Raw genomic sequence first — 12,044 nt, forward strand, 5'->3', positions numbered from 1 at the left:
GGGTGGCTTAGAAATATCCGCAGCCACCACCGAGTCGGTCAGTGTATTTTCAAATCTAAGCTTGGCGTTGCCGCAAAGCCTCATACAAACACACCCCCGTTGCTACGGATACATTCAAGCTCGACACTTGCCCACGCATCGGGATCGAAATCAAAAAGTCGCAGCGTTCTTCAGTCAAACGGCGAATACCGCTGCCTTCTGCCCCCATGACCAAAGCCATTGGCCCTTTTAAATCCGCTTGATAGAGGGTTTGCTGAGCTTTATCGCTTGTACCGGTTAGCCAAATACCTCGCTCTTTTAAGCTATCTAAAGTCCGAGCGAGATTGGTGACGGCAATAAACGGTATCGCTTCAGCCGCTCCCGAGGCCACTTTGCGCACGGTTGGATTGATGCTTGCGGCATGGTCTTTAGGTGCAATCACTGCATGCACACCAGCCCCATCCGCTGTTCGCAAACAAGCTCCCAAATTATGGGGGTCAGTGACACCATCCAGTACCAACAAGAAGGCTTGGATATTTTCATTATCCAAGTGATCTAGCAGGTCATAAAGATCATTTTCGGTATAGTCTTTGGCTTGATAATATTCCGCGACCACCCCTTGATGGCGACCTGTACTGGCTATTTTATTCAACTGCTCAAGATCTGATGGAGTTGCTTTTAGACCGCCCACTTCTGCAATTTGTATTTGCAGTTTCTTCAGGCGGTCATTGCGGGTATTTTTTTCCAGCCAAATCGTTCCCATATTTTCAGGGTCATTGCGCAGGGCGCTTTCTACGGCGTGAATACCATAAATGATTGTCTTAGCCATTAAGATTTCTTCTTGCGTGCGACGGGTTTTTTACTGGTTTTAAGGCTTTTACGGGCGCGCTTTGCGGGTTTCTCAGCAGCATCGGCGAGTACAAAATCAATTTTGCGCTCATCCAAATCAACCCGTGCGACCTTCACCCGAATGCTATCTGCTAAACGGAAGGTGCGGCCTGAACTTTCACCCGTTAAGCGTTGCCGCACCGGATCATAGCGGTAATAGTCATTGGTGAGTGCGGTGACATGGACTAAACCTTCCACATAAATATCCGCCAACTCGACAAATAAACCAAAATTTGTCACCGAAGTGATCAGACCATCAAATACCTCACCGACATGTTCTTGCATGTATTCACATTTCAGCCAAGCCGTCACATCACGGCTAGCATCATCAGCACGGCGCTCAGCCATTGAGCAATGCTCACCGAGAGCCTGCATATCGGCTAAGCTATACATGAAATTAGCCGCTGTACCACCGGTTAAAAGATGGCGAATGGCTCGATGCACTAACAAATCAGGATAGCGGCGAATCGGTGAAGTGAAATGTGCATAATCCTCATGCGCTAAGCCAAAATGCCCCGTTTCGGCATCAGGGCTGTATTGTGCTTGCGATTGCGAGCGCAGTAGCATCGTCTGGATCAAATGGAAATCAGCACGCCCCTGTACTTGTTGTAAGACTCGCGCATAATCTGCAGGCTCTGGTTCTAGACCACCGCCTAACGATAAACCCACCCCTGCTAAAAAGGCTCGTAAGTCTTCGAGTTTTTCTGTAGAGGGTGGAGCATGTACACGATGCAAACTAGGCAGCTCATGCGCTTTGAGGAAGCCTGCTGCACAAACATTGGCTAGGATCATGCATTCTTCAATAATCTTATGGGCATCATTGCGCACACTCGGCTCAATCGCATCAATTTTGCGGTCTTCACCGAAAATAATTCGGGTTTCTGTGGTTTCAAAATCAATCGTGCCACGCTCTAAGCGGGCATGATTCAGCGTATGATACAGGGCATAGAGATTATCTAAATGCGGGGCTAGCTCAGCGTATTGCTTACGCAGCTCAATATCATGCTCGACAACCATCGCCGCGACCTGATCATAAGTCAGACGTGCTGCTGAATTCATCACTGCTTGCTTGAATTGATAATCAAGCACCGTGCCTTCATCATCTAAGCGAATCTCACAGAGCATACATAAACGATCCACCTGTGGATTCAGTGAGCACAGTCCATTAGACAGAATCTCTGGTAGCATCGGAATGACTTTGCCGGGGAAATACACTGAAGTACCGCGTAAAGTCGCCTCTTTATCCAAAGCCGTACCCGGTTTCACATAATGAGAGACATCTGCAATCGCCACCAATAAACGCCAGTGATCTGCTTCACGGCTACAAAAGACCGCATCATCAAAGTCTTTAGCATCGGCACCATCAATCGTCACTAAGGGTAATAAGCGTAAATCCTCACGCCCTTGTTTCGCACGTTCAGGGACTTCATAGCCCAAGCGATCTGCTTCTTCAGTGACTGCCTGTGGCCATTCAAAGGGTAGTTCATGGCTACGAATGGCAATATCTATTTCCATTCCCGGTGCCATATGATCACCGAGGACTTCAAGAATTTTGCCAATGGGGCGCGAGCGTTTGGTGGGGTGCTCAATAATTGCGGCAACGACAATTTGCCCCGGTTTGGCGTCATGTAATTGATCGGGTGGAATCAAAATCTCTTGAGTCAGGCGCTTATTATCAGGTACGACAAAGGCGATACCCGACTCCACCAATAAACGCCCAACAACTTGCTCGGTAGCGCGCTCTAAAACTTCGACCACGGCGCCTTCGCGTCGACCTTTGGCATCTAAACCGCGCACGCTGGCCAGCACCCGATCACCGTGCATCACACTATCCATTTGCTTGGCGTGCAGGAATAAATCCGGTGAGCCATCATCCGGGATTAAAAAGCCAAAACCATCGGGATGCCCCATTACCCGCCCAGAAATCAGATCAGCCCGTGAGACTGGCACATATTGGCGGCGACGATTAAAAAGAAGTTGCCCATCACGCTCCATCGCCCGCAGACGTTTACGGAGGGCATCAATGTCGATTTCTTCTACTAAGCCTAAAGCCGCCGCTAGACTTGGAAAATCTAAAGGGTGGGGGCTAGCAGCCAGAATTTGTAAAATGACTTCCCGACTAGGAATGGGATTATCGTATTTTTCAGCCTCACGCTCGAGATAAGGGTCTTTTAGTTTCAACAGAATTCCTTGTTTTAATGTTTGTGATTTTTAGCGGCTTAGGATACCAAAATGGCCGAATTTTTGTTTGACAAAAAAAGACAAGCTCGGTATTCTGCCCCGCACTTGAGACATTACTCTCTTTGCCGAGATGGCGGAATTGGTAGACGCGCTAGTTTCAGGTATTAGTGGGGCAACCCGTGGAAGTTCGAGTCTTCTTCTCGGCACCAAGTTATCATCTAGATTAATCTAGTACATCTATAAAGCCTTGAATCTTAACGGATTCAGGGCTTTTTTGTGTCTAGGGTAGTCTAGTCTACGACCATCTAAACAAAACAGGTATATAAACAGGTATATGAACTGTGGAGCATATACCTATGGCGGTTAGTATCTCAGATGTGAAACTGAAAAGCGCCAAGCCTGAAGAAAAGCCTTATCGAATCCCTGTGGGTGAGAATGTGTACTTGGAGGTACTTCCGAATGGTCGCAAGGTTTGGCGGATGCGTTACCTCAAGCTATCTGAAAAAAAACCAGCTATTTATATCTCTGGGGACTATCCCGATATTCCTTTAAAAGCACAAGCCCACTCTTTTGAAACCATCGCCAGAGAATGGCATCAGCATCGTCGCGATTCACTCCAACGCTGGAGGAGTGCAAAGAATGCGAATACTGGCGGTTGTTGCTGTGATGCAGTGTGTAGGCTTTATAAGTAGGTCGATAAGGCAAAATAATAATGAATTGATGAGCTAGATAGTAGTTAACCTAGGACAGTGCTATGCTCTAAATCTGTAACCTATGAGATACAGTTGATGTTTGAAGTCTTCCAATTTACGCGATAGGTCAGCTAGGGTGCGTATTCAAGCACGAATTGATCGAGTGGCAAGTGGTAATTTGGGCGATGTTGCTCCGATTGGTGAGGGCTAAGTGAGGCTCGTATTCATTATGGATCAGGTTATCGAGTTTATTTCAAACAACAAGGCCAAGTGTTGCTAGTTACTTTGTGGTGGTGATAAGTCCACTCAGCAACGCGATATTGAACAAGCCAAAGCACTGATAAAAGCATGGGAGGAAACGAACAATGCCTCAAGGATTTAGTCATTATGACTCTGCTGAGTACTTAAAAACAGATGAGGATATGCAGGCTTATTTAGACGCTTGTATGGAAGAAGCAAGCGATGATCCGGCCTTTATTGCCCGTGCCTTAGGGGTTGTAGCACGGGCGCGTGGTATGACTCAATTAGCGCGAGAAACAGGACTTGCTAGAGAGAGTCTTTACAAAGCGCTATCAGGTGAGGGGAATCCAGAGTTTGCTACCATTTTGAAAGTAATTCATGCACTAGGGTTACGTTTGACGGTACAACTTGCGCCATGAAGGATTTCTTATGGTGTTTAATGATGCTTTGCTACTTATATCCGTGTTACTTTTGCTGAAAATAAGCAGTGTCGTGTTAACGATGACCTACTGAAAGAAATTGGATACTCCTATAACGGCAATTGTGTTAATGACTTGGCCGATGGAAATGCACAGTAAGCGGTACTTCGATAGACAATCAACCATACAGTTATAAAGGCCACTTTAAAAAAGGTTACATTGAGGGGCAAGGATTTTCGATGCACCTAGGCCACATCTATTCAGGAAACTTTAAAAATCTGTACCAAGGCTATTAATACTTCAGCGGGGATAGCTTTAGCCAATGTTGCACGGTTTTTAACATTTCTTCTTTCTTGACCGGTTTGGCTAAATAATCATTTAGGCCAGCGGCTAGGCACTTTTCTCGATCATCTTTTAAAGCATTTGCAGTGAGGGCGATAATCGGTGTATTCGCTAAAGCATTGGCTTGCTCCCATTCACGAATCGCTTGCGTGGTAGTAAAACCATCCATATCGGGCATATTAATATCCATAAGGATCAAGTGATAAGGATAATGGGTCGCCTTGTGAAAGGCCTCTTTGCCATTGCTAACTAAGTCGATGCGATAAGGCAAGCTTTCTAACATGGTCGTGGCAATCAGTGCATTAATGGGATTATCTTCTGCTAATAAAATCGCAGGTGCGTGGTCACTGTTTTGATTGAGTTTCCCTCCAAGCAAGGCGGGTTGCTCGGGAGCGAAGCTTGCTTTTTGACGGGTTTGTTGGATTAGCAAGGTTTTTAAGGCTTTGGCTTTTAAGGGGGTACTCATACAGGCATTGACCCCATGTTCACGTTGCTCGGTTTTATCTAGCTCATGTGTAGTTAACATAATCAAGGGCAAACGATCATAATGACGATCAGTTCGAATGGAGCGAGCCAGTGTTTTACCATCCATTTCTGGTAGTGTGCGTTCCAAAATAATCGCAGCAAACGGTTCATTTAAGGCAAGGCTATTGCGCAGCATTTGCAGCGCTTCCATGCCATTATTTGCAATGATCGGTTTAGCTTTCCATGCTTTCAGGTAGTTTTTGAGAATGGCTTGGTGGGTCTGCTTATCCTCAACCACTAAAATATAGCGACCCGCTAAATAATCATCAACGATTTCATCGCTGACTAATTGTTTAATCGGGAGCTTAAGCTCGACCCAAAATTGGCTACCTTGACCCGGGATACTGTCAAGCCAGACTCGTCCATCCATTAACAGGACTAATTCTTTAGCAATAGTTAGACCTAAGCCTGTACCCCCATAGCGGCGATTAATGCTGGCATCGACCTGCACAAAGGATTCAAAAATACTTTCCTGCATGGCTTTTGGGATGCCAATCCCTGTATCTCGAATCTCAAAGACGAGAGTGGCTTCTTGTTCATTAACTTCATGAATGGCAAGGCTAATCATCACCTCACCTTTTTCAGTAAACTTAATCGCATTACTGGCTATATTCATTAACACTTGGCGAATCCGCGCTACATCACCGAACATCAAGGCGGGCGTTTCTTCAGGAACATAGCAATAAACATCTAAATTTTTCTTATGTGCCATGGTCGCCATCATTTGGCTAATGTCTTCGACTAAGGCGCTAGGGGAGAAATCAACTTTCTCTAAGGTGAGTTGACCTGCATGAATTTTTGAATAGTCTAAAATATTACTGACTAATTCCAACATCACTTCACATGAGCTATAGGCAATATTGATAAAAGCACTTTGGCGCTCATCTAATCGGGTTTCGCGTAGCACATCTAAAGAACCCATCACCCCATGAATCGGGGTGCGTAACTCATGGCTCATATTGGCCATGAAACGAGTTTTTTGCTCGGATTTGTGCAGAGCATCAATGCGTTGGGCACTTTCTTGCTTGAGGTTTTCATAGAGCGTCTTCATTTCTTGCGAGGACACGTCTAAGGATCGTTCTAGCAAATAATAGGCTTCATGATGACTGGCATAGGTACTATCAACAATATGCAAGAGTTTAGACCATTGCTCTTGACTCGTAGGTAAGTCAGTTGGAGTCAGTCGGCAACGCTTTAACTGAGCGGCAAGGCGGTGGCTAATGGTTGCCCCAGACTCAAGTTCATGATTAGGGCTAGGATTATTGAGTGCTGATGTCATAGTATCCGTCTCAAAACGCTCAGGGTAGGGCTAATTTACATCCCGTTCGTAAATAGCGGTTAGAGTGATGGTTTGATTATTCTGATAAAAGTACGGAGAGTCGCCTGCTAAACTGCCCATAATGACAGTCGCACTGGGCAAGTGTTGGTTAAGTCCTGCATTTATTCCTGTCATTTATTTTTGTACTATTATTAGGCTAAGCGCATTGTTTTATTGCAGCTATAGTTTAGCATAAGAATGATTTATAGCCTATTCCCATCCGTCGTCTAGCTTGCCTAGGCGAGATGTATAATACTAAGCACAGTACCTTAGGCTATAATCAGATTTTTCAAAAATAGGAAACTAAGTTAGTTTGACTACTGCTAATCAAGCGTCTCAAAACGGTGAATCGGTTACCGTTCGTTTTGAGCTTAATCCGGTGAATACCGAGCGTTTAATCAATTTAAGCGGCCAGTTTGATCAACATCTACGCCAAATCGAAGCTCGACTCGGGGTCGAAATCAGTAATCGTGGGCATTTATTTGCAGTATCGGGGCATCCTGATCTGGTGCAAACTACGATTAATCTACTGCAGAATCTCTATGTAGAAACCGCTGATACCCTACTCAACCCTCATAAGCTGCATATGTTTATGCAGGCCGCGAATTTAGATCAGCTGGCGGATGCAGGGCATGAGAGCGTGAAAATTCGCACGCGCCGTGGCTATATTCGCCCTAAAGGCTACACCCAAGCGCGTTATGTGCAAAATATTCGTAATCATGATGTCAGCTTTGGCATCGGGCCTGCAGGCACGGGTAAAACTTGGCTAGCGGTGGCTTGTGCGGTGGAGGCTTTAGAGCAAGATGAAGTCAGACGCTTAGTACTCGTGCGTCCTGCGGTGGAAGCTGGCGAAAAATTGGGGTTTTTACCCGGTGACCTTTCGCAAAAAATTGATCCTTATTTACGCCCGATGTATGACGCTTTATTTGAAATGTTGGGGATTGAAAAGGTCAATCGCTTAATTGAACATCATGTGATTGAAGTTGCTCCACTAGCTTATATGCGAGGGCGGACTTTAAATGATGCTTTTATCTTGCTCGATGAAGCGCAAAATACCACGGTCGAGCAAATGAAAATGTTTCTGACCCGCTTAGGGTTTGGTTCGCGTGCGGTGATCACGGGCGATATTACTCAAGTCGATTTACCCCGCCAACAAGCCTCCGGTTTAAAACAAGTGCTGGGGATTTTAAAGGATGTGCCGGGGATCAGTTTTACTTGGTTTCAAGGGCAGGATGTGGTTCGCCATGCTTTGGTACAAAAAATTGTGGCCGCTTATGAGCAGCATGAAACCGCTCGAGGTGGCTCATGAGCTTATGGGTTGAAATTCAAAATCCCGAAGAGTTTACCTCTATTCCTGCGCAGGAACTCATCGAGCAATGGGCGCGTGCTGCTTGCTTGGAGGAAAACGAAGCCAGTGTGGTGATTCGTATTGTGGGCATTGAAGAAGGCTTAGACTTGAACCGAAGCTATCGGTATAAAGACTATCCTACTAATGTACTGTCTTTTCCCTATGAACCCTCTGATTTTGAATTAGAGTTTTTGAGTACAGAGGAACTAGGGCATTTAGGCGATTTAGTACTTTGCCTGCCTGTGGTAGAGCGTGAAGCCGCTGAGCAAACCAAGCCTGTACATCATCATTGGGCGCATTTAATTGTGCATGGCTTATTGCATTTGCAAGGTTTTGATCATGAAGACAGTGAGGTCGAAGCTGATATAATGGAGGCGCGTGAAATTGAAATTTTACGCCAATTGGGTATGCCCAATCCTTACGAATTGAATGAATAGGTAGCATGAAAAACAGTGATATAGCCAGTTCTCAACCCCGACCGCGTTGGAAACGATGGCTGATTGATCATCTCGATCTAGACTCTCAGACTCATGGTCAATTATTAGATGATCTGCAAAGGGCTAATGATAGAAAAATTCTCCACACCGATGAAGTAAAAATGATTCAAGGTGTGCTGGAGTTTGGTAGTCGTCAAGTGCGGGAAATTATGATTCCGCGTTCTCAAATTAGCTTCATTGATCATGATGCTGATTTTCAACAAATTCTTACAGCGATTGCCGAAACTGAGCATTCTCGCTATCCGGTGATGAATAAAAATAAGGATGAATTGATTGGTATTTTGATTGCCAAAGACTTGCTCAAATATATTGGTCGGGCGGCAAGTTTTGCCATGCATGATATTGTCCGTCCTGCTTTACTCGTTCCAGAAAGCCAACGTTTAAATCGGTTATTAGCCGAGTTTCGAAATAGCCGTAGCCACATGGCCGTAGTACTCGATGAATATGCAGGTGTGACTGGTTTAGTCACTTTTGAAGATGTACTCGAGCAAATTGTCGGGGATATTGATGATGAGCATGATGACGAGGAAGACTTGAATATTCGTTTGCAAGCACCCAATCTATATCTCGTGGATGCTACAACCACCGTGAGTGAGTTGAATGCTGTATTGGGCACTCATTTCATGGTTGAGGACTATGATACGGTAGCGGGTTTAGTGATGCATGCAATGGGGAAAATTCCGAGTATCGGCGAAGAACTCATCTTAGATGAAGTTTTATTCCGCATTGTCGAAAGTGATAGCCGTAGGATTCTCTTATTAGAGGTTCAAACGAATTTGAACCTAAGCACGACGGATTAACGGACGGATTAACTCAAGAGGAAGGCATGGATATTAATCATTTATTAGAGCAACTATTAAAAACGGGCAAGGACACGGTACAGCAAGGCCAAACACTGGCAGAGCAAAAATTAGGTATTCCGGCCGAAGGGGCTGAGCGTGATTCTATGCTCTCTGGAATGAAAACAGGTGCTGCTGCCGCTGGTATTTTGGCTTTGTTATTAGGTACACGCACCGGGCGGAAAGTGACTGGGGTGGGCTTAAAAGTGGGGAGCGTGGCGGCTTTAGGGGGGTTGGCGTATCAAATGTATCAGCGTTGGCAAGCTGAGAATAATCCTACTGCAACTGTGGAAGTGAAGACGCCTATGCTACTGCCTGCACCTGAGCAAGCACCGCTGTTATCCAGTGAAGTCTTGCTCAAGGCGATGGTTGCAGCGGCCAAGGCTGATGGTCAAGTAGATGAACAAGAACTGCAGACGATTCGGACTAAAATGGCGGAGTTGCAGCTCGAGCAAGATCTCAATGATCTGCTGATGAATGAGCTGATCAAGCCGTTAACGGCTCAAGAGGTCGCTGCTCTAGCCAAAGGCGATAAGCAAGCAGGTTTAGAATTGTATCTAGTCTCTTCCTTGTTATTGGATAAACAGCAGGAAGCAGAGCGTGTCTATTTGAATGATTTGCAAACAGCACTGGGTTTACCAGACACGGTAGTCGCTTTAGCTTAATCGCTTAAATGATCTAGCAAGCTTAAATTACTGAAAATTTATGGTGCAAGTAGAAGGCTGGGGTATAATCCAGCCTTTTCCTTTTGAGCGTTTTGCATGTTGTCGTTTCGTGCCCAAACTTCCCGTTGGGATTATCTGTTGGCTTTCCTCGCTGGTTTAGCCTCCGTGTTAGCTTTTGCCCCTTTTGCTTGGTGGCCGATTGCTTTTCTGACACCTGCCGTCTTTTTCTGGTTGAATTTAAAACCTAGGTTGCGGGGGCAACGCCTGCGTTTAGCTTGGGTATTTGGTATCGGCCTGTTTGCGGGCGGCGCGCACTGGATTTATTTCAGTATTCATTATTTTGGTGGTGCGAATAGCTTGCTAGCAGGCAGCATGGTTGCCAGTTTTGTCCTGCTGATAGCACTCACTTTAATGCTATTTGGCTTATTGACCGCCTTTTTCCCTTATCCAGCGAACTGGATTAAGTTATTAATTATTTTTCCAGCCGCATGGGCTTTAACTGAGTGGTTTCGTGGTTGGTTTTTTACAGGTTTTCCTTGGTTGCAGCTAGGGCATAGTCAAAGCGATACCTTCCTTGCGTATTATGCGCCGATTATTGGTTCTTTAGGGATTAGTTGGTTGGTGGCCGTCGGTGCTGGGGCTTTAGTCTTATTTGTGACCGGTGAGCGTTTGCAAAAGCTCTATGCAGCGGTACTTGTGGCGGGTTTATTCGTGCTCGGTTATGGGTTGAGCTGGATTAACTGGACTCAACCGGTGGGAGAGAAGTTATTTGTCAGTCTGATTCAGGCGAATATTCCACAAGAAGATAAATGGCTACCGGAGTTTCGGAATGAGCATATTCAAAAGCATATTGATCTGATGGAGCCACGTATTACTTCTTCACATCTGATCATTTGGCCTGAAACAGCGATTTTCGATACCTTTCAGCAGTCGATGGAGGATGTAGTTAAACCGCTCCAAGAGGTGTTTAAGGCAGCTGAAACTGATTTGCTGATGGGCGGCTTTCATCATGATAAAGCAACCGAGAGTATGTATAACGCGATTATGTCCGTGCGGGATTTAGAGGTTTATGGCAAACGTCATCTTGTCCCTTTTAGTGAATATACCCCCTTCTTGGAGTATCTACGTTGGATGGAAGATTTTATTATGCTGCCTTATTCCAATGTTGCTCCTTGGAAAGGTAAGGTGAATCTGCAAGTGGCAGGGCAACCGATGCGAATGTCGGTCTGCTACGAAGATGCCTATGGCGAGGAAATGATCGACGGTTTGCCGGAAGCGACCATGTTAGTCAATGTTAGCAATGACGGTTGGTTTACTGGTTCGATTCAGCCCGCTCAGCATGCGCAATTAGCGCGTTTTCGGGCGCTTGAAACGGGGCGTTATTTATTGCGTGCCACCAATAATGGGGTGAGCGCAATTATTAATGAAAAGGGCAAAATCGTGACAACAGGGCCGCAATATCAAGCGGTGGTCGTTGAAGAGTTTGCTCAACCTATGCAAGGCAGTACGCCTTATATCCGGTGGGGCAATTGGTTTTTAATGCCATTATTAGCCATAACTTTAGTCGTCGTGGGCTGGTTAGGGCGTGGTAAATTCCGTTAATCCTTATCAGGAGTCAAGCATGCGAGTCAAATTATTAGTCAGTTTAGCTTTTTTAGGAAGCCTAGCTTTTCCTACCGTGCAAGCCGATGAGGTTTGGGATAGTAATTCAGGGCGCATTGTTTATGAAGCTGAAATGGGACCTACTGCAATGTGGTCTTATGGCACTCAGCAAGAACCCGGTGTGATTTATGTTTTGGGCTTAGCGAAAGTGTATAGCAATCGTGCAAGTTATCCGGGTTATTGGGCAAAAAACACCTCTAAAAAGCCCTGCGATACCCAGCGCCCTGGGATTAATGGGCAAATGACGGCGCATTGGGGGCGATTTAATGTGAAATTCTTGGATAAAGATTTTCCTTCACGTTGGGAAGCAACCTGGAGTTATTGTGATGGCCCGGATGAGAGCTTGAAAGTTGAGGCTAAGCCGGTGGTGGGTACACCGAATCAAGCGTCGAATTTGCAAAATAAATCTGCACCAGCTATTAAGTAAGCTTAATTCATTAGATGTTCGG

General features: G+C 45.5%; 11 protein-coding genes and 1 tRNA gene. 9 read left to right on the forward strand and 3 right to left on the reverse strand.

From position 1 onward, the window contains the following. Positions 1-55: 55 nt before the first annotated feature. Positions 56-808, reverse strand: a complete 753-nt coding sequence (gene rlmB / locus B5D50_RS05930; protein WP_078921672.1) for a 23S rRNA (guanosine(2251)-2'-O)-methyltransferase RlmB — start codon at positions 806-808, stop codon at positions 56-58. Then, positions 808-3,048, reverse strand: coding sequence for a ribonuclease R (rnr, locus tag B5D50_RS05935; RefSeq protein WP_078921673.1), 2,241 nt, complete (start codon positions 3,046-3,048; stop codon positions 808-810). The genes rlmB and rnr overlap by 1 nt, the downstream gene beginning before the upstream one ends. Before the next feature lie 124 nt (positions 3,049-3,172). On the opposite strand from rnr, the gene B5D50_RS05940 reads away from it, so the two are divergent. The 3 genes from B5D50_RS05940 to B5D50_RS05955 all read left to right on the forward strand — a co-directional run bounded on the left by B5D50_RS05940 (position 3,173) and on the right by B5D50_RS05955 (position 4,399). Beyond that, positions 3,173-3,257: transfer RNA gene (locus B5D50_RS05940), tRNA-Leu, on the forward strand. A 147-nt stretch (positions 3,258-3,404) separates the two neighbouring features. After that, entirely contained in the window at positions 3,405-3,740 is a 336-nt protein-coding gene (locus tag B5D50_RS05945; protein WP_078921674.1) for an Arm DNA-binding domain-containing protein, read from the forward strand. Between the two features lie 365 nt (positions 3,741-4,105). Next, the gene (locus B5D50_RS05955) at positions 4,106-4,399 is read left to right on the forward strand and encodes an addiction module antidote protein (RefSeq protein WP_078921675.1); all 294 of its coding nucleotides are present in this window, start codon (positions 4,106-4,108) and stop codon (positions 4,397-4,399) included. Between the two features lie 292 nt (positions 4,400-4,691). Here the strand turns inward: B5D50_RS05955 and B5D50_RS05960 are convergent, their stop codons facing one another. Beyond that, the gene (locus B5D50_RS05960) at positions 4,692-6,545 is read right to left on the reverse strand and encodes a response regulator (protein WP_078921676.1); all 1,854 of its coding nucleotides are present in this window, start codon (positions 6,543-6,545) and stop codon (positions 4,692-4,694) included. A gap of 352 nt (positions 6,546-6,897) precedes the next feature. On the opposite strand from B5D50_RS05960, the gene B5D50_RS05965 reads away from it, so the two are divergent. The 6 genes from B5D50_RS05965 to B5D50_RS05990 all read left to right on the forward strand — a co-directional run bounded on the left by B5D50_RS05965 (position 6,898) and on the right by B5D50_RS05990 (position 12,022). Beyond that, the gene (locus tag B5D50_RS05965; RefSeq protein WP_234975811.1) at positions 6,898-7,893 is read left to right on the forward strand and encodes a PhoH family protein; all 996 of its coding nucleotides are present in this window, start codon (positions 6,898-6,900) and stop codon (positions 7,891-7,893) included. Beyond that, a complete protein-coding gene (gene ybeY / locus B5D50_RS05970; protein ID WP_078921677.1) occupies positions 7,890-8,369 on the forward strand; it encodes an rRNA maturation RNase YbeY in 480 nt (159 codons plus the stop codon). The genes B5D50_RS05965 and ybeY overlap by 4 nt, the downstream gene beginning before the upstream one ends. Before the next feature lie 5 nt (positions 8,370-8,374). Then, entirely contained in the window at positions 8,375-9,229 is an 855-nt protein-coding gene (locus tag B5D50_RS05975; protein WP_078921678.1) for a transporter associated domain-containing protein, read from the forward strand. Positions 9,230-9,255: 26 nt separating this feature from the next. Then, a complete protein-coding gene (locus B5D50_RS05980) occupies positions 9,256-9,933 on the forward strand; it encodes a tellurite resistance TerB family protein (RefSeq protein WP_078921679.1) in 678 nt (225 codons plus the stop codon). 96 nt (positions 9,934-10,029) lie between these two features. Beyond that, complete coding sequence (gene lnt, locus B5D50_RS05985; protein ID WP_078921680.1) at positions 10,030-11,535, forward strand: apolipoprotein N-acyltransferase; 1,506 nt, start codon at positions 10,030-10,032, stop codon at positions 11,533-11,535. Positions 11,536-11,554: 19 nt separating this feature from the next. After that, complete coding sequence (locus B5D50_RS05990) at positions 11,555-12,022, forward strand: hypothetical protein (protein WP_078921681.1); 468 nt, start codon at positions 11,555-11,557, stop codon at positions 12,020-12,022. The last annotated feature ends 22 nt before the right edge of the window (positions 12,023-12,044 follow it).

The organism is Thiothrix eikelboomii (genome assembly GCF_900167255.1).
GTDB classification, from domain to species: Bacteria; Pseudomonadota; Gammaproteobacteria; order Thiotrichales; family Thiotrichaceae; genus Thiolinea; species Thiolinea eikelboomii.

Coding starts and splice junctions, on each gene's coding strand:
- rlmB (WP_078921672.1), bottom strand. CDS start 808: ATGGCTAAGACAATCATTTATGGTATTCACGCCGTAGAAAGCGCCCTG.
- B5D50_RS05945 (WP_078921674.1), top strand. CDS start 3,405: ATGGCGGTTAGTATCTCAGATGTGAAACTGAAAAGCGCCAAGCCTGAA.
- B5D50_RS05955 (WP_078921675.1), top strand. CDS start 4,106: ATGCCTCAAGGATTTAGTCATTATGACTCTGCTGAGTACTTAAAAACA.
- B5D50_RS05960 (WP_078921676.1), bottom strand. CDS start 6,545: ATGACATCAGCACTCAATAATCCTAGCCCTAATCATGAACTTGAGTCT.
- ybeY (WP_078921677.1), top strand. CDS start 7,890: ATGAGCTTATGGGTTGAAATTCAAAATCCCGAAGAGTTTACCTCTATT.
- B5D50_RS05975 (WP_078921678.1), top strand. CDS start 8,375: ATGAAAAACAGTGATATAGCCAGTTCTCAACCCCGACCGCGTTGGAAA.
- B5D50_RS05980 (WP_078921679.1), top strand. CDS start 9,256: ATGGATATTAATCATTTATTAGAGCAACTATTAAAAACGGGCAAGGAC.
- lnt (WP_078921680.1), top strand. CDS start 10,030: ATGTTGTCGTTTCGTGCCCAAACTTCCCGTTGGGATTATCTGTTGGCT.
- B5D50_RS05990 (WP_078921681.1), top strand. CDS start 11,555: ATGCGAGTCAAATTATTAGTCAGTTTAGCTTTTTTAGGAAGCCTAGCT.